This window comes from Alistipes sp. AF14-19 (assembly GCF_003461645.1).
Lineage (GTDB): Bacteria > Bacteroidota > Bacteroidia > Bacteroidales > Rikenellaceae > Alistipes > Alistipes shahii.
The window spans coordinates 1-17,085 of the sequence record NZ_QTXM01000005.1 but is presented as its reverse complement, the minus strand read 5'-3'; the positions used below and the strand labels follow the sequence as shown (position 1 = coordinate 17,085).

Genomic DNA, 17,085 nt, shown 5'->3' with positions numbered 1-17,085 from the left:
CAATTTATTACATTCTGAAACAACCCGAAAAATGTAGACGATCTGGAATGGTCAGACGTCCGTTTTATGGGCCGTTCCGATCTTCATGACCATCTTTTCGAACTCCTCGCGCGAGATGGCCGCCTTGTTGCGCACCTTGGTCCGGTAGTTATAGACGGTCGAAAGCGAACAGCGCAGGAACGAAGCGATCTTCACGCTGTCGGTGATGCCCAGACGCAGCAGGGCGTAAATCCGCAGCTCCTTGTTCAGCAGGTCCTCCTGCTTGAGCACGATCCGCTCGTCCTCGGTCAGCAGGGCGTTGAAGTCCTCGACGAACGACGGATAGAGGTTCAGGAAGATGGCGTCGAAATTCTTGTAGAGTTCGTCCTGCTCGTCCTCGAGCATCGAGGTCGATTTGAGCCGTCTGTTGAGTTCGTCGAACTTCCGGTCCTGGGCCAGCTTCTTGAGCGACTTGCGGTAATCGTCCATTTTGTCGATGTACATGGAGCAAAGGTCGAAGAACCGCGCGATGTACTGCACCTTGACGGCATTGGAGTCCGACAGCTGCTCGTTCTTCTCGCCCAGCTCCTCGTTGAGCCGAGCCAGCTTCGCATTGGTCTGCGAAAGCTCCTCCTTGATGCGGTAGACCCTGCGAAGCTGCTTGTACAGGTAGACGAACAGCAGCACCAGCACCGCCGACAGCACGCTGATCAACACCAGATAGTATTGCAGCTTGTGCTTGGTGCGGGACTCTTTGGCCTGGTGCGAGGCAATGATGATCGAGTAAAGTTCCGACATCTGGACCGTGCGGAACTGCACGTTGGAGAAAAGCGCGTCCTCGACGGCCGCCTGCGTGTAGCGGAACGCACGGAAAAGATCGTCGTGACGGTAATAAAGCGTCGCGAGCGCCTGGAAGGCGGCGTTCTCCTTCGTGGAGTTCCGGATGTCGGTCATCGCCGACAGCATGTAGTACTTCCGCGCCAGCCAGTCGTCCCCGCGGCGGCGGTAGAAACTGCCCACCGAATAGGCGCACTCGGCGTAGAGCTGCGAATCGGGTTCGAGACTGTTCAGAAACCCGAGCAGCCGGACCTCCATTTCGTGCGACTGGTTGCGGCGGCTCATCTGGTAGAGCCGGTCGAGCTTGTAACGCACCGAAACCGTGTCGGCAAACATGATCACCGAATCCTGATAGCGTTCCTCCAGCTCGCGGAAGTGTCTCTGTCCGCTGAAAGCCACGTATTGCTGGTAGAAACGGTTGTAAGCCTTGTAATAGGTCGCCAGCATGTCGCGGGGCACCGACCGGCGGTCGATCGAGTCCAGCATCCGCTTCGCCTCGATGGACATGCCCGTCGACGAGTAGAGTTCCGCCAGGCGGATTCCCGAAAGACAGCCCTTGCGGCGGTCGCCCAGACGACGCGCCAGCAGGACGTTGCGCTCCATGTAGCGGATGGCCGAGTCGAGTTTGTACTTGTGGAATTCGCCGAACAGCCTGTCGTTGATCTCGTACTCCTGGGCGGGAGTCAGGCAGCTCACGCTCAACAGATGCCGCAGTTCGGCGATACGCTGCTCCTTCTGGCAGTCGTAAACCTGCCGGTTGGCGATCATGTGGTCCAGTTTGTCCGACAGCGACTGCGTTTCGTTCCGCTCGCAGGCGGACGACACGACCGCTACGGCGCAGAGCAGCAGCAGGGTTCGCAGCAGGTATGTGGGTTTCAGCAGTTTCATGGTCGGGGCCGGCCGCCGCAGGAAGCGTCCGCGAACAGGGCAAAAGTACAACTTTTTGCCGAATGCCGGCTTTCTTTTTAATCTTTCCTATTTGTTTGACGCCGCAAAGACATATCACGCGTCGTAAACCGAAACGAAGAGACGCTCCGGATTCCGGTTCGGATTTCAGAGCGAAAATCTCCTTTTCACGGTTCAAGGTACAAAAAATCGCCGACATACGGAACAGAACGGGCAAAAAAAAAGAATCCCCGGCGACAGAATCGCCGGAGATTCGGGCGGAAATCCGCCGGAGGGAGGCACGGCACAGGATGCGTCCCGAGCTGTAATTCGCAGGCAATGAGCGTTGAAAGCTACCCGAGCTTCATCACGTCGTCGATGCCCATATCCTTATAGGTGCTTGCCAGCTCCTCGCTGCGGTCCGAAATAACCAGCAGCTTGTCGCCCAGCTTGAGTTCCGTCTTCCCCTGCGGCACGAAGTACTCCCCGTCGCGGCAGACCATCATCACCAGCGTATTCTCGGGCAGGGTGATGTCCTTGAGCGTATGGCCGCTGGCGAGCAGGTTCTCGTTGACCTCGACCTCCGTCAGCGCCGACTTCATCTCCTCGTGCATCTCGACGTTGAAGGCCGATTCGCGCTCCTCGTAGGCCAGCCCCAGCAGATTGGCCATGCCGCTCACGGTCGTGCCCTGCACCAGAAGCGAGATAATCGTCGAGAGGAAGACCACGTTGAACAGCAGCTCGGCGTGCTCGACGCCCGCCATCATCGGGTAGATGGCGAACAGGATCGGCACGGCGCCGCGCAAACCCACCCACGAAACGTAGAGACGCGCCTTGGTCGTGAAGCGCCGGAACGGCAGCAGGCAGGCGAAAACCGTGACGGGACGCGCCACGAGGATCATAAACGCGCCGACCGCACCGCCGAGGATCAGCACCTCGGGACGCAGCAGTTCGTCGCTGTTGACGAAAAGCCCCAGCGTGAGGAACATCACGATCTGCATGAGCCACGTGAAACCGTCGAAGAAGACCGTCAGCGAGCGTTTCTGCGCCAGCTTATGGTTGCCCACGACCAGACCCGCGAGGTAAACCGCCAGGTAGCCGTTGCCCTTGACGAGGTCCGTGAAGGCGAAGGCGAAGAAGATGAAGGCCAGCAGCAGCACCGAGTAGAGCGAGTGGTTGGCCAGGTTGATCTTGTTGATCGTCCACACGGCCAGCCGCCCGATCAGGTAACCCGAAAGCGTGCCGACGACCAGCTGCACCACGAAATAGAGGGCGCTCATGCCCAGACCGCCCCCGCCCTGGGAGTTGGTGACCACGCCGATCAGCAGGATCGTAAGCATGTAGGCCATCGGGTCGTTCGAGCCGCTCTCCAGCTCCAGCAGCGGACGGAGATGCTGTTTGAGGCCCTGCTTCTTGCTTCGCAGGATCGAGAAGACCGACGCCGAATCGGTCGAGGACATCGTGGCGGCCAGCAGCAGCGCCAGCGCGAAGGAGATCTCCAGATCGAGCCACGGAGCGACGAGCCAGACGAAGCCCGCCAGCACCATGGCCGTCATGACCACTCCCACCGTGGCCAGCACGACGCCCGGCCCGATGATCGGCTTTATCTCCTGAAAGGAGGTGTCCATACCGCCCGTGAAGAGGATGATGCACAGCGCGATCATACCGACAAACTGCGTCATTTCGACCGAGCGGAACGAAATGAAATTCAGCCCGAACAACATGCCGACCCCCAGAAAGAGCAGCAACGCGGGGGCGCCGAAGCGGTAAGCGACCTTGCCGGCCATCACCGCCACGAAGAGCAGCAACGCACCGACCAATACTACATTTTCACCACTGATGTCTATCATCTGTCCAATCTGTTTTTTCGTATCCAAAATTCAGCGGGCGCAGTTCCGGTCCCGGAGCGCAGCGACGAACCCTACGCCTCGCAAGCCCCCTCTTTCTGCGGGCTGATCTGCAACCGGGTCAGCGGCCGGTATTCCAGGTCCGCGTACTCGAAGGCCTGCATGGCGGCGAAGCGGTTGTCGGGCGTACGGTACATGGCCACGGAGACCGCCGGAACCCGCGCATGGGGCATTGCCAGCAGCCGCTCCACATTGCCTTCCGCCACGAGGGCCACCACATCGCGGCTCTGGGAGCGCTCGAAGTAAAGTTCGTCGTAGCGCAGGTAACTGCGTCCGGCACGGTAGTAGGGCGCGCCCTCGGCGCTGAAAAAGCGCGCCGCGAGCGTGATCATCCCCGCCAGGGCCAGCGAACCGCCGATGAACACCGCCGACGAGCGGAGGTTGTTGGTCATCGAGGCTCCGTAAACGTGATTCAGAACCAGTATCGCCACGCCGGCCGCAAGCAGCGCGGCAGGCAGTACGAGAGATTTGCGGCGGCGCACCACAACCTCCCCGGGCAAGGCGTACATCGCCTCGCAAATTTTAATCTTATCCATATCTCTTTCATTATCAGACGTTCGTATTTCAGGCAAACAGAACGGCGAACCGTTCGGGAAATACCGTACGCTAAATAATGAGCCGCCGCAGCCGGTAGACATAGTAATCCACGGCATGCGGTCCGGCGGAGAGATCGGAGGTTCGGAACGCAGCGGTTAACTTGGCAACTCCCGTACCGCAGCCCCACGAAACGGCGCCGCGCACGACGGCGCGTTCGGCCGGAACTTGCCGGTCGCCGTAACGGAACGAAGGCTGCGCCGGGCAGGATTCCGCCTCCCGGAGCACACGGGGTTGGTGGTTCAGGTCCGAATTGTACGTACGCTCGCACTGCCACTCGTCGGCGTGCATATCGCCCGCCGAGAAGGCTGCAGAGGGCGCCTGCTGCCGGATGCACGCACCGTCGCCGCCCTCCGGAAAGAGCAGGCACGCCGTGAAGGCCAGCACGATGAAAAGCAGTTTACGCATCTAACGGTTCGGAAAATTACGTCGGCTACAAAGTTACGTTTTTTTCGGACAAATCCGCGGCCGAAGCCGAAATTATCCATAAAAAAAGCCGATTTTCCCGACACAGAGCCGCCCCAAAAAGGCCTTCTTTTTGCCGGGAAACGTCTTCCGCGGCTTCCGCCCGCGGTTGACTGCCGGCCAACAAGCGGCAAAATTCCGAACGGACAACGCTCGAGATGCCCCAGGATGTGCGGCAGGCAGGCCGCAATCATCCGAAATCATTGGGGAATGAAGATATAAGTGATGGTTCCCGTCTGACGGGCGGGCGCCGAGTTGTCGATGTTGAACAACGAATTGCGGGCGGCGCGCAGAGCCGACTCGCGCATGCAGTCGTCGCCGCCCTCGGTGACGCGCGCGCCGGTCACCTTGCCCGCACGGTCCACCGTGACCGAAACCGTCACGTCGCCCCCGCCCTCGCACAGATAGGCCGGGACCTCCAGATAACGCGACGTACGCACGGGATCGGTAATCGAAAACGACACCGTGACGCGCCCCTTGACCTTGCGGTCCTGACGTTCCGCGCCGTCCTCCTTCCCGCGGCGTTCGCGGATGGCCCGCTCCTCGGCAAGCCCCTGCTCGTAGGCCTCGCGGTTGGCGCGCATCCGCGCCTCGGCCTCGGCCGCCGCCTCGTTCAGCGCCGCAGCGTTGGTCCCGCGGTCGTCGCGGAGCTTCTCGTTCAGGGCGTTTTCGTTCGACGCCTGGTTGCGGATGCTCCGCCAGTCGATCTCCTCCTGCCGCTGGCGCTCGCGCACCTCGCGCTCCAGGCGGTCGCGCTCCTGCTCCATTTCGGCCAGCGTCTGAAGGTCGATATACATGCCCTGCTGGTGCGTGCGCCGGCCCACGACGATCTTCGACGAGACGAAGACGATCATCAGCGCCAGATAGGCGATCAACGTGACGCACAGGCCGATACGATGGTCGTAGGTCCACGACCCCATATCCTCCCTGCGGTTGTCGAAGGGCAGTTTGATACGCGGCCTGCGGGCGGGTTTCGGTTTGTCGTCACGGGGTGTTTCAGTCATTGCGGTGTATCGGAATTTTGAGCAAAAGTAGCGTTTTTTACCGAAAATTTCCTATCTTTGCGCGCAAATATATAGAAACACCGCTTATGTCAACCAAACAACAAACGCTGAAGGCGCCGATCTCATTTTCGGGAAAGGGCCTGCATACGGGCGTCAAAGTTACCATGACCGTGAATCCCGCCGAGGCCGGAACCGGAATCGTATTCCGCCGCACCGACCTCGAAGGACAACCCATAATTCCCGCCCTGTGCGACAACGTCGTAGACACTTCGCGCGGCACGACCGTCGAAGCCGGCGGCCACCGCGTGCACACCATCGAGCACATCATGTCGGCGCTCTGGACCCTCGGCGTGGATAACGCCGTGATCGACATCGACGCCCCCGAGACCCCCATCATGGACGGCTCGGCCCGCGAATACGCCCGGGCCATCACCGAGACCGGACTGGCGGACCAGGACGCCGAGCGGCAGTTCTACCACGTGACCGAAAAGATGGTCTACACGATCCCCGAGAAGGGCGTGGCGATCATCCTCTACCCCGACGACGAATTCTCCGTCTCGGTGCACGTGGACTACAATTCGAAGGTCATCGGCAACCAGTACGCCACCTTCAACCCCGGCGACGACTTCGCCCGAAAAATTTCGCCCTGCCGCACGTTCGTCTTCCTGCACGAGCTGGAGCCGCTGATCAACATGAACCTGATCAAGGGCGGCGACCTGGACAACGCCATCGTGGTGGTGGAAAACCCCGTGCCCGACGAACAGCTGGACAAGCTCAAGAAGGTCTTCAACAAGCCCGACATCGAGATCAAGGCGGGCTACCTCAATAACCTCGAACTGCGCTGCAACAACGAGCTGGCGCGCCACAAGCTGCTCGACCTGCTGGGCGACTTCGCGCTGCTGGGCGTACGGATCAAGGGCCGCGTCTGGGCCACCCGCCCGGGACACTTCGCCAACACGGAGTTTATGAAGCAGCTCAAGCAGACCATCCGCCGCGGAGGCGAGAAACCCCGCTACACCTACGACTGCCGTAAGCCGCCGCTCTACGACATCAACGACATCCGCCGCATGCTGCCCCACCGTCCGCCGTTCCTGCTGGTGGACCGCATTTTCCACTGCGATTCCTCGTCCGTGGCGGGCATCAAGAACGTGACGATGAACGAACCGTTCTTCGTGGGCCACTTCCCCGAGGAGCCGGTGATGCCGGGCGTGCTGATCGTCGAGGCCATGGCGCAGTGCAGCGGCATCATGGTCCTGAGCAACGTCCCCGACCCGGAGAACTACTCGACCTACTTTATGAAGATCGACGGCGTGAAATTCAAGCGCAAGGTCGTTCCGGGCGACACGCTGCAATTCGAAATCCACCTGCTGGAACCCATCCGCCGGGGCGTCGCCCTCGTGGAGGCCAAGGCTTTCGTCGGCGAGACGCTCGCCTGCGAGGCCGTGATGATGGCGCAGGTAGTCAAAAACAAAAAATAGAGGAAATGATCAGCAACCTGGCCTATATCCACCCCGACGCCAAACTCGGAGCCAACGTCACGGTGGAACCATTTGCCTATATCGCGGGCGACACGGTGATCGGCGACGACTGCTGGATCGGTCCCGGAGCCGTGATCCACGACGGGGCGCGCATCGGCAGGCGATGCCGCATCCACACCGCCGCTTCGGTCGCATGCCTTCCGCAGGACCTGAAATTCGCCGGAGAAATCACCACCTGCGAAATCGGCGACGACAACGACATCCGCGAGTACGTGACCATCAGCCGCGGAACCGCCTCGACCGGAACCACGCGCATCGGCTCGAAAAACCTGCTGATGGCCTACGTCCACATCGGGCACGACTGCATCATCGGCAGCAACTGCGTGATCGCCAACCGCGTGTCGCTCGCCGGCGAAGTGCACGTCGGCGACTGGGTGGTCATCGGCGGCCACGCCGCCGTCCACCAGTGGACCCACATCGGGGCGCACGCCATGGTGCAGGGCGGCGCGCTGCTGGGGCAGGACCTCCCGCCCTACGTCATCGTGCGCAACGACACGCTCCGTTTCGCGGGCATCAACAAGATCGGGCTTGCGCGCCGCGGCTTTTCGCACGAACGCATCGCCGAGATCCACGACGCCTGCCGCATCCTCTTCCAGAGCGGCCTGAACTACCTGAACGGTTGCGACGAGGTCGAAAAGCAGGTTCCGCAAAGTCCCGAGCGCGATACGCTCCTCGAATTCATCCGCACCTCGAAACGCGGCATCATCAAACCCTACGAATCGCGTTGCAAAGAGGAGTAAATTTTGCGTATAAATATTGGTATATCGGAATTTTTCACTATATTTGCGGTGTCGAAAGACAGCGTGAAGGGTAAGGGGACGGGCAGTCCCCTTATTTCATACTTACACCGGACCGAAATTCAACGACTATGATAGAGACGAAAAAGATAATCGAAGCGGCGGAACGTCATTTGGAAGGCTCCGATATGTTCGTGGTGGAGTGCACCTCGACCCCGGGCAACGAAATCGAACTGACGATCGACAGCGACACGTCGGTCGGCATCGACGCCTGCGCGGAGTTGAGCCGCGCCGTCGAAGCGCAGTTCGACCGCGACGAGGAGGATTTTTCGCTGACGGTCATGTCGGCCGGCATCGGCTCGGAGCTGAAAAGCCTGCGCCAGTACCGCAAACTCGCCGGCAAATCGGCCGAGGTGCTGCTCACCAGCGGCGTGAAGATACTGGCCAAGCTGGAGGAGGTCACCGACGAAGGCATCACCCTCTCCTACGAGGAGAAGCAGGCCGTCGAGGGCAAAAAGAAGAAACAGTTGGTGAAAGTCACGCGCAGCTACCCCTTCGATCAGATCAAGTACACGAAGGAGTGGCTGGATTTCAAGTAACAATTAAAAATCAGATAAAGCACACAATGGACAATCTCAATCTCATCAGCAACTTTGCCGAATTCAAAGAGCTGAAGAACATCGACAAGTCGACGATGATCGGCGTGCTGGAGGACGTCTTCCGCCACGCGCTGCAAAAACAGTATGAAACGGACGAGAATTTCGACGTCATCATCAACCCCGAGAAAGGCGACCTCGAAATCTGGCGCAACCGCACGGTCGTCGAGGACGACGCCGTCGAAGACCCCAACGCACAGATTTCCGTCTCGGAGGTCAAGGCCATCGACCCCACCTACGAGATTGGAGACGAATACGCCGACGAGATCAAACTCTCCTCGTTCGGCCGTCGCGCCGTGCTGTCGCTGCGCCAGAACCTCGCCTCGCGCATCCTCGATCTGGAGAAGGCCAGCCTCTACGAAAAATACTCGGAGAAGGTCGGCGACATCGTCACGGGCGAGGTCTACCAGGTGTGGAAAAAGGAGGTGCTGATCCTCGACGACGAGGAGAACGAGCTGATCCTCCCGAAGGCCGAGCAGATCCCCAACGACTTCTACCGCAAGGGCGACACGATCAAGGCCATCGTCAAGTCGGTCGAGATGAACAACAACCAGCCGCGCATCATCCTCTCGCGTACGGCCAACCAGTTCCTCGAACGGCTGTTCGAGCAGGAGGTTCCCGAGATTTTCGACGGTCTGATCACCATCAAGAAGATCGTCCGCATCCCCGGCGAGCGCGCCAAGGTCGCCGTGGAGTCCTACGACGAGCGCATCGACCCGGTGGGCGCCTGCGTCGGCATGAAGGGTTCGCGCATCTACTCGATCGTCAAGGAGCTGCGCAACGAGAACATCGACGTGGTGAACTACACGGCAAACCCGACGCTGATGATCCAACGTTCGCTCAATCCCGCAAAGGTGTCGTCGATCACCATCGACGAGGAGAAGATGACCGCTTCGGTCTACCTCAAGCCCGACCAGGTGTCGCTGGCCATCGGCAAGGGAGGTCTCAACATCCGCCTCTCGAAAATGCTCACCGGCTATGACATCGACGTTTACCGCGAGGTCGAGGAGGAGGACGTGGCCCTCACGGAGTTCGCCGACGAGATCGACGGATGGGTGATCGACGCCCTGAAAGCCGCCGGATGCGACACCGCCAAGAGCGTGCTGGAACTCCCCGTCGAGGAGATCGCCGCACGCGCCGACCTTGAACTGGAGCAGGCGCAGAAGGTCGTGGAGATCCTGAAGGCCGAATTCGAATAATCAAAGCAAGACAAGAAAGGAAAAGAGACAAGATATGGGTAATGAAAGAAAATTAAGGCTCATTCAGGTTGCAAAGGAGTTCAAGGTGGGGCTGAACACCGTCACCGACTTCCTGCAGAAGAAGGGCATCAAGAGCGACGGATCGCCCAACACGCTGGTCGATGCCGAGACTTACGCCGTTCTGGAGAAGGAGTTCGGGGCGAACCGCAGCGCCGCCAGCGCACGTGATTCGATCCGCGAACGCATCTCCCTGAAGCAGACGACCGTAACCCTCGAAGAAGCCAGGAAGCAGGAGCGCGAGGAAGAGAAGGAGGTTGTCATCAAAAGCAACGTCATCAGCGTCAAGGACGAGATTCAGCAGCCGAAGTTCCTCGGCAAGATCGACCTCTCGCCCAAGCCCAAGGCGGCTCCGGCTCCCCAGCCCAAGCCCGCACCCGAGGCCGTGAAACCCGCACCCCAGCCGGCGGCTCCCGCCGCGAAAGCGGAGGAGGCCCCGAAAGCTCCGGAGGCCGTGAAACCGGCTCCGGAGGCCGTGAAACCGGCTCCCGCACCCGCTCCGGCTCCCCAGCCGAAGCCGGCCGAAACGCCGAAACCCGCAGCGGCCGCAACGCCGGCCCCCGCGAAGGCCGCAGCCCCCGTGCAGGAGGCCCCGAAGAGGGAAACGCCCGCCCCGGCTCCGCAGCCCAAAGCCGCAGAGACTCCCGCACCCAAACCCGCTCCGGCCCCGGCAGCGCCCGCGGCACAAGCGGCTCCGGCCCCCGCCCCCGCGGCGGAGCCGAAGCCCGAGGCCCCGAAGGACAACATCTTCCGCCCCGAGACGGTGACCCTCACCGGTCCGCAGGTGCTCGGCACGATGGACGTGTCGGGCTTCGTCGCAGGCGGCAAGCATAAGCGCAAACGCCTCCAGAAGGAGAAAGTCGACGTCAGCAAAGCCCCGAAGGGCAATGCACAGGGCGGCGGCAACCGTCAGGGCCAGGGCGGTCAGAACAACAACGGCAACCGTTCGGGAGGACAGGGCCAGAACCGCGGCGGAGGTCAGAACCAGCCCCGTCCGGGCGAAGGACGCCGCAACAAGGGCAAGAACGCCCCCAAACCGATCGTGCGCCCGGAAGTGAGCGACGAAGAGGTTTCGAAGCAGGTAAAGGACACCCTGGCGCGTCTGACGGCCAAGGGGTCCAAGAGCAAAAGCTCGAAATACCGCAAGGACAAGCGCGAGGCCGTCGCCGAGCGCATGAACGAGGAGTTCGAACGCGAGGAAATGGAGCGTTCGACGCTCAAGGTCACGGAGTTCGTGACCGTCAGCGAGCTGGCCACGATGATGAACGTCGCGCCGACGGAGGTCATCATGGCCTGCATGAACCTGGGTCTGATGGTGTCGATCAACCAGCGTCTCGACGCCGAGGCGCTCGTGGTGGTCGCCGAGGAGTTCGGCTACAAGACCGAATTCGTCTCGGTGGAGATTCAGGAGGCCATCGCCGACGACAGCGAGGACCGCGAGGAAGACCTCGTCCCGCGTCCGCCGATCGTAACGGTCATGGGACACGTCGACCACGGTAAGACCTCGCTGCTGGACAACATCCGCAAAACCAACGTCATCGAGGGCGAGGCCGGCGGCATCACCCAGCACATCGGCGCTTACAGCGTGGTGCTGAACGGGCAGAAGATCACCTTCCTCGACACCCCGGGCCACGAGGCCTTCACGGCCATGCGCGCCCGCGGAGCCGCCGTGACGGACGTGGCCATCATCATCGTCGCGGCCGACGACAGCGTCATGCCGCAGACCGTCGAGGCGATCAACCACGCGCAGGCCGCAGGCGTGCCGATGGTTTTCGCCATCAACAAGATCGACAAACCCAACGCCAACCCCGACCACATCAAGGAGCAGCTCTCGCAGATGAACTACCTCGTGGAGTCGTGGGGCGGCAAATACCAGGACCAGGAGGTTTCGGCCAAGAAGGGCCTGAACCTCGACAAGCTGCTCGAAAAGGTGCTGCTGGAGGCCGAGATGCTCGACCTGAAAGCCAACCCCAACAAAAAGGCGCAGGGAACGGTCATCGAGTCGACGCTCGACAAGGGCCGCGGCTACGTGTCGACGATCCTGGTGCAGAGCGGCACGCTCCGCGTCGGCGACGTGATCCTCTCGGGAACCTACACCGGCCGCGTGAAGGCCATGTTCAACGAGAACGGCAAGAAGGTCGAAGCGGCAGGTCCCTCGACGCCCGTGCAGGTGCTCGGACTGAACGGCGCGCCGCAGGCCGGCGACACGTTCAACGTCATGGACGACGACCGCTCGGCACGCGAAATCGCCAACAAACGCGAACAGCTGGCCCGCATGCAGGGCATTATGACCCAGAAGCACGTGACGCTCGACGAGATCGGCCGCCGCATCGCCATCGGCTCGTTCAAGGAGCTGAACATCATCGTCAAGGGCGACGTGGACGGATCGGTCGAGGCCATGTCCGGATCGCTGATCAAGCTCTCGAAGGAGACCGTGCAGGTCAACGTCATCCACGCCGCCGTAGGACAGATTTCGGAGTCCGACGTGCTGCTGGCCGCCGCCTCGAACGCCATCATCGTCGGCTTCCAGGTGCGTCCGTCGGCTTCGGCCCGCAGGCTGGCCGAGAAGGAGGAGATCGAAATCCGCCTCTACTCGATCATCTACGACGCCATCAACGACATCAAGGACGCCATCGAGGGCATGCTCGAACCGGTGATGAAGGAGGAGATCGTCGCTTCGGTCGAAGTGCTCGAAATCTTCAAGATCACCAAGGTCGGAACCGTCGCCGGATGTATGGTCCGCGAAGGCAAGCTGCAACGCTCGACCCCGATCCGCGTCATCCGCGACGGCATCGTGATCTACACCGGCAAACTCGGCTCGCTCAAACGTTTCAAGGACGACGTCAAGGAGGTCGTGGTCGGACAGGACTGCGGTCTGAACATCGAGTCGTTCAACGACATCCGCGTCGGCGACATCGTCGAGGGATACGAACAGGTGGAAGTGAAACGCAAGTAACCCATAAAACTAACAACTACTTACAATTTTTTGGCAGTAATGACTAACCCAATCCATTTTACGACTGCGGAAGAGGCCGTCAAGGTCATCAAATCGGGCGACCATGTCCACCTCAGCTCGGTGGCATCGGCTCCCCAGTGCCTGATCAACGCCATGTGCAAACGCGGCGAGGCCGGAGAACTGAAGGACGTGCACGTCCATCACCTGCACACGGAGGGTCCCGCTCCCTACGCCGATCCGAAATTCGAAGGCGTATTCCAGCTCGACTCCTTCTTCGTGGGTGCGAACGTCCGCAAGGTAACCCAGAGCGGCTATGCCGATTACATTCCGATTTTCTTGAGCGAGACACAGCGTCTGTACCGCTGCGGAGCCGTTCCGTGCAACGTGGCGATGATCCAGGTCTGCCCGCCCGACAAACACGGCTTCGTATCGCTCGGAACCTCCGTCGACGCCACGCTGGCGGCCGTGGAGTGCGCCGATTATGTGATCGCCGTGGTGAACAAATACGTTCCGCGCGCCTTCGGTCAGGCCATGATCCACTCCTCGAAGATCGACTTCTTCGTGCAGGACGACACCCCGCTGATCGAAGCGAAATTCTCCGAGCCGAACGAGGTCGAGACGGCCATCGGCAAGCACTGCGCCGCGCTGATCGAGGACGGCGCAACGCTCCAGATGGGCATCGGGGCCATTCCGAATGCGGTTCTCAGCCAGCTGGGCGGCCATAAGAACCTCGGCATCCACACCGAAATGTTCGCCGACGGCGTGCTGCCTCTGGTGGAGAAGGGCGTGATCAACGGCGAAGCCAAAAAAACCGACCCCGGCAAGATGGTCTCGACCTTCCTGATGGGTTCGAAAGCCGTTTACGACTTCATCGACGACAACCCGGGCGTGCTGATGATGGATGTCGGATACACGAACGACCCCTACATCATCTCGCAGAACGACCGCTTCGTGGCCATCAACTCGGCCCTGCAAGTCGACCTGACGGGCCAGGTGTGCGCCGACTCGCTGGGCACGAAATTCTGGTCGGGCGTCGGCGGACAGATCGACTTCGTCTACGGCGCATCGCTCTCGAAGGGCGGCAAGGCGATCATCGCCATGCCTTCGATCACCAACAAGGGCGTGTCGAAAATCTGCCCGACGCTGTTGGACGGCGCCGGCGTGGTGACGACCCGCAACCACATCCACTGGTTCGTGACCGAGTTCGGAGCCGTGGACCTCTACGGCAAGACCTTGCAGGAGCGTGCACGCCTGCTGATCTCCATCGCGCATCCTTCGGCGCAGGAGGAGCTGGACCGGGCCGCTTTCGAGCGCTGGGGATCGCATCACCACTACATCAAGGGATATATGAAATAGCGTTTCCGCACCTCGGAAACAGCAACAAGAAACGGCGTTCGCATGAACGCCGTTTTTTGCATCTTCCGGCCAACCGCCCCTTGATCCCGACGGACGGACTGCCTACATACAAGCCGGACGCACCTCGGCAACGGGCTGCGCACGACTGATCGGCAAGGAAGGGCTTGCGAGGTCCGAACAGTTTCGACTTACCGTTTTACCCGACAAAACGGGCTGCAACCGATCCCCTGTAAGTTCGCGATATGTCCAATACCCGATCCTGGACGGTTACTTGCGTCGGCGTCCAGGAGCTCACATGCCCAATATTGATCAGATAGGCCCGATGAATACGGACGAACCGATCGTCGAGCCGCTCAGCCCATTGCGAAATACAGGTCCGCGTCCGGTAAGACCTTCCTGCGTATGGAGAAGAACTTCTTTATCGTTAGACTCCACATAGAGAATCGCCTCGATCGGCAGCACAACCTTACGGCGATCGGAAATAAACGTCACATATCTCTCCTCTGAAAGTTTCTTTTTCAGATAATGAGACAGCAACTCCCCCGGGACGACAATCGCCACCAGCAGAATCAAAATAAAAACGGGATTCGAAAATAACCCGGGAAAAGGAGCTCGCATCAAATTCTCAGACGGAGTAGTGTGGAAACTGGCAAGGAGAAGCGACATCCATTCGATGATCAGAGTGCTTGCAACCACACAAATAACAGCCAAAACCCGGCGCCGTTCTGCCCGAAGAGCCATCGGCAGGAAAAATTTCGCACAGAACATTCCCGGCAGTAAAGACGTGGCAAGAAACAACGCCCGGCCGAACCGGTAATCGAAACTCACCAGAATAAGCGCCAGCGCAAAGACGGCAGCCAGCCAATAGAGAAAAGTCGCAAGGTGTTTCATTTAATACAAAGTTAATAAAAATCGCCATCCACAGAAACAAATCAGAGAGTTCCGGCCGATTTGACATCTGGAACAGGGGATTTGAATTTGCATCGTCACCACATTTGCGTCTATCTTTGCAAAAGGAATTCCTGCCAACTCATTATCTAACTTAAAACAAAGCCCCATGCAAACCTTCACCAAACTTCTGCTTGCCGGACTGCTCTTCGCTGCATCCGGAGCCTTTGCCCAAGACCAGATCAGTGTCCAGTCTTCCTGCGCAGCAACTGAATCGGCTGACAAAAACCAGCCGCCAGCCGGTATGATAAAAACCGGCGAAATGACCGTAACGAATGCGGAAACAGGAGAAACGACTACCGCAGACAGCTATTCACCTCCCCCGAAATCCATAGCCGATCTCTATATGGAAGGTGGCTACATTTGGATGTCAATGATCACTATTTGCCTGATCGCCATGCTGTTCGCAGCCTGGAAAGCTCCCCGCTGGGTAAAGGAAGCCGGTTTGGCTGCACTGATGCTGGGCTGGATCTATTTCATGACCGGATTATACGACATTTCGGAGATTATCGGCAGCGGTCAACTCGCAGGCATATCATCCGAAAGCAAGTTGGCAATACTTTTCAGCGGAGTGAGGGTAACCGTAATCGCACCGACATACGGCATGATCGTCTATTGCATCTCGCTTCTCCTGCGCATTGCCGTGAAACCGAGAATCTGAACTTAAATCGCCTCTTATCCGGTAATCAGGAACCGTTCCGATTATGAGCGGATAATCGGAGGCGACACCGCTTCGGCCGAACAAGAAATGACCGCCTTCGGCACGGTATTCTTTGGAAAACGAAACCTCCCTGTAGCTGCGAATCGAAAGGTGTTATCGGAACCATTTCCCGCGGCATTCACCCATCTGAAAAAGACAACGGATCGGTAGTGATTCTTTCGCGCGACGCCTCTTCTTGTCTCCTTTCCGCTCGATGGGAGAATCACGAACAGAGCGGATTCACAGACCTGAAAAACAAACCGGTTATTTTATTCAACCCGTTTTTTCCGCTTTTACGCTTATTTCCGTATATTTGTGCGTTAACTAATACGAAACCGCCAATGAAATAACACACAAAGTTGCAGTAACACGACTAAAAAGCGCCGGTTCCGCACGAAAAGCGGCGGTGCGCACATATAAAAAGCGTTAGCTTTAACCTTGCTTTCTGAAAATCTGGAAAATTTAAAGAGCAACCAAGGAATGAAGTTTGACGCTCACGTTTCCAGCGTGGGCTTCATTCTGTATTTGGTTGCCAGGTTATTCCAGAGCCTCAGAAAGCAAATCAGAGTTTTGTCCCACGTTTTTTATTTCACCTTCCGAATCCGAACTTAATTCCATGCGCTGCGGGACAGGCGTACATACCCACCCATGAAAGCCTATCTCCTGCTCCTCCCGATCAGTTTCCTGCCTGCCGTAGCGGGCATCCTCGTTACGCGTCCGATGTGGCGCATACGCCAGCTCCCCAACGAAGCGATACAGGGCATCGGTCTCGTCGTGATGATCTCCGTCCTGATCGGCTGCCTCGTCCCGCTCTTTCTCGGCGACACAGGGGCTGTCGGATGCGCCTGCATCCTATTGAGCCTGTTCAACCTCGTGATTTTCCAGTATTACGAGCAGCGGCTCACCACCTCGCGCTGCCCGCAATGCCACACGCGCAACCTGCACGTGCGCAAGTACAGCAAAGGACTTTACAAACTCTACTGCCCGCATTGCGGCCTGCACAGCCGGTGGCGCACATGGCGGTATTTTTCGAACGAAGCTTAACGATGTCCCGAAAAGCCGTTCGGCTACCCCTTCATCCAGCGCGGCGAACATGCGTTTGAGGTAGATGCACGCCTGAAATAGAATGCCCTGCAACACCCCGTTCCCGAGTCCTGGAATGCGTCGCTCCGCGGCCAGGAAAGTCTTGGCCGTGAGCTTCAGCTTCGCACCGGCCACAAACGCCCGTCTCCGATCACGCTCGACGAATACCTCGCAGAACGGGAAA

At 59.3% G+C, this 17,085-nt stretch carries 15 protein-coding genes; 8 read left to right on the top strand and 7 right to left on the bottom strand.

From position 1 onward, the window contains the following. Positions 1-51 precede the first annotated feature (51 nt). The 5 genes from DWW03_RS06115 to DWW03_RS06095 form a co-directional block, all read right to left on the bottom strand. The gene (locus DWW03_RS06115) at positions 52-1,704 is read right to left on the bottom strand and encodes a DUF6377 domain-containing protein (protein ID WP_118406537.1); all 1,653 of its coding nucleotides are present in this window, start codon (positions 1,702-1,704) and stop codon (positions 52-54) included. A 350-nt stretch (positions 1,705-2,054) separates the two neighbouring features. After that, on the bottom strand, positions 2,055-3,551 hold the full coding sequence (locus tag DWW03_RS06110) for a potassium/proton antiporter (protein ID WP_022061106.1): 1,497 nt from the start codon (positions 3,549-3,551) through the stop codon (positions 2,055-2,057). Positions 3,552-3,622: 71 nt separating this feature from the next. Next, the gene (locus DWW03_RS06105; RefSeq protein ID WP_229028765.1) at positions 3,623-4,144 is read right to left on the bottom strand and encodes a hypothetical protein; all 522 of its coding nucleotides are present in this window, start codon (positions 4,142-4,144) and stop codon (positions 3,623-3,625) included. Between the two features lie 70 nt (positions 4,145-4,214). Then, positions 4,215-4,610: a hypothetical protein gene (locus tag DWW03_RS06100; RefSeq protein WP_022061108.1), complete on the bottom strand. Its 396-nt coding sequence runs from the start codon at positions 4,608-4,610 to the stop codon at positions 4,215-4,217. Positions 4,611-4,867: 257 nt separating this feature from the next. Beyond that, the gene (locus DWW03_RS06095) at positions 4,868-5,671 is read right to left on the bottom strand and encodes a TonB family protein (protein WP_015545757.1); all 804 of its coding nucleotides are present in this window, start codon (positions 5,669-5,671) and stop codon (positions 4,868-4,870) included. A gap of 86 nt (positions 5,672-5,757) precedes the next feature. Here DWW03_RS06095 and DWW03_RS06090 point away from each other — a divergent pair, with 86 nt between their 5' ends. The 6 genes from DWW03_RS06090 (at position 5,758) to DWW03_RS06065 (ending at position 14,170) form a co-directional block, all read left to right on the top strand. Next, the gene (locus DWW03_RS06090; protein ID WP_015545756.1) at positions 5,758-7,149 is read left to right on the top strand and encodes a bifunctional UDP-3-O-[3-hydroxymyristoyl] N-acetylglucosamine deacetylase/3-hydroxyacyl-ACP dehydratase; all 1,392 of its coding nucleotides are present in this window, start codon (positions 5,758-5,760) and stop codon (positions 7,147-7,149) included. 5 nt (positions 7,150-7,154) lie between these two features. After that, on the top strand, positions 7,155-7,949 hold the full coding sequence (gene lpxA, locus DWW03_RS06085) for an acyl-ACP--UDP-N-acetylglucosamine O-acyltransferase (protein ID WP_015545755.1): 795 nt from the start codon (positions 7,155-7,157) through the stop codon (positions 7,947-7,949). 128 nt (positions 7,950-8,077) lie between these two features. Further along, a complete protein-coding gene (gene rimP / locus DWW03_RS06080) occupies positions 8,078-8,545 on the top strand; it encodes a ribosome assembly cofactor RimP (protein ID WP_015545754.1) in 468 nt (155 codons plus the stop codon). A gap of 26 nt (positions 8,546-8,571) precedes the next feature. Continuing rightward, complete coding sequence (nusA, locus tag DWW03_RS06075; protein ID WP_015545753.1) at positions 8,572-9,801, top strand: transcription termination factor NusA; 1,230 nt, start codon at positions 8,572-8,574, stop codon at positions 9,799-9,801. Between the two features lie 34 nt (positions 9,802-9,835). Next, the gene (infB, locus tag DWW03_RS06070; protein ID WP_118406497.1) at positions 9,836-12,814 is read left to right on the top strand and encodes a translation initiation factor IF-2; all 2,979 of its coding nucleotides are present in this window, start codon (positions 9,836-9,838) and stop codon (positions 12,812-12,814) included. Between the two features lie 39 nt (positions 12,815-12,853). Next, positions 12,854-14,170, top strand: coding sequence for an acetyl-CoA hydrolase/transferase family protein (locus tag DWW03_RS06065; RefSeq protein WP_022061147.1), 1,317 nt, complete (start codon positions 12,854-12,856; stop codon positions 14,168-14,170). Positions 14,171-14,366: 196 nt separating this feature from the next. Here DWW03_RS06065 and DWW03_RS17050 read toward each other — a convergent pair whose 3' ends face one another. Beyond that, positions 14,367-14,540, bottom strand: coding sequence for a LytTR family DNA-binding domain-containing protein (locus DWW03_RS17050; RefSeq protein ID WP_083810157.1), 174 nt, complete (start codon positions 14,538-14,540; stop codon positions 14,367-14,369). Then, positions 14,480-15,061: a hypothetical protein gene (locus DWW03_RS06055; RefSeq protein ID WP_015545751.1), complete on the bottom strand. Its 582-nt coding sequence runs from the start codon at positions 15,059-15,061 to the stop codon at positions 14,480-14,482. The genes DWW03_RS17050 and DWW03_RS06055 overlap by 61 nt, the downstream gene beginning before the upstream one ends. Positions 15,062-15,227: 166 nt before the next feature. Here DWW03_RS06055 and DWW03_RS06050 point away from each other — a divergent pair, with 166 nt between their 5' ends. After that, entirely contained in the window at positions 15,228-15,779 is a 552-nt protein-coding gene (locus tag DWW03_RS06050; protein ID WP_015545750.1) for a hypothetical protein, read from the top strand. Between the two features lie 687 nt (positions 15,780-16,466). Then, complete coding sequence (locus tag DWW03_RS16565; protein WP_153811584.1) at positions 16,467-16,862, top strand: hypothetical protein; 396 nt, start codon at positions 16,467-16,469, stop codon at positions 16,860-16,862. Positions 16,863-17,085: the final 223 nt, after the last annotated feature.

Excerpts from the sequence above, each read along its gene's own strand:
- DWW03_RS06115 (WP_118406537.1), bottom strand. The coding sequence starts at position 1,704 with ATGAAACTGCTGAAACCCACATACCTGCTGCGAACCCTGCTGCTGCTC.
- DWW03_RS06110 (WP_022061106.1), bottom strand. The coding sequence starts at position 3,551 with ATGATAGACATCAGTGGTGAAAATGTAGTATTGGTCGGTGCGTTGCTG.
- DWW03_RS06105 (WP_229028765.1), bottom strand. The coding sequence starts at position 4,144 with ATGGATAAGATTAAAATTTGCGAGGCGATGTACGCCTTGCCCGGGGAG.
- DWW03_RS06100 (WP_022061108.1), bottom strand. The coding sequence starts at position 4,610 with ATGCGTAAACTGCTTTTCATCGTGCTGGCCTTCACGGCGTGCCTGCTC.
- DWW03_RS06095 (WP_015545757.1), bottom strand. The coding sequence starts at position 5,671 with ATGACTGAAACACCCCGTGACGACAAACCGAAACCCGCCCGCAGGCCG.
- DWW03_RS06090 (WP_015545756.1), top strand. The coding sequence starts at position 5,758 with ATGTCAACCAAACAACAAACGCTGAAGGCGCCGATCTCATTTTCGGGA.
- lpxA (WP_015545755.1), top strand. The coding sequence starts at position 7,155 with ATGATCAGCAACCTGGCCTATATCCACCCCGACGCCAAACTCGGAGCC.
- rimP (WP_015545754.1), top strand. The coding sequence starts at position 8,078 with ATGATAGAGACGAAAAAGATAATCGAAGCGGCGGAACGTCATTTGGAA.
- nusA (WP_015545753.1), top strand. The coding sequence starts at position 8,572 with ATGGACAATCTCAATCTCATCAGCAACTTTGCCGAATTCAAAGAGCTG.
- infB (WP_118406497.1), top strand. The coding sequence starts at position 9,836 with ATGGGTAATGAAAGAAAATTAAGGCTCATTCAGGTTGCAAAGGAGTTC.
- DWW03_RS06065 (WP_022061147.1), top strand. The coding sequence starts at position 12,854 with ATGACTAACCCAATCCATTTTACGACTGCGGAAGAGGCCGTCAAGGTC.
- DWW03_RS06055 (WP_015545751.1), bottom strand. The coding sequence starts at position 15,061 with ATGAAACACCTTGCGACTTTTCTCTATTGGCTGGCTGCCGTCTTTGCG.
- DWW03_RS06050 (WP_015545750.1), top strand. The coding sequence starts at position 15,228 with ATGCAAACCTTCACCAAACTTCTGCTTGCCGGACTGCTCTTCGCTGCA.
- DWW03_RS16565 (WP_153811584.1), top strand. The coding sequence starts at position 16,467 with ATGAAAGCCTATCTCCTGCTCCTCCCGATCAGTTTCCTGCCTGCCGTA.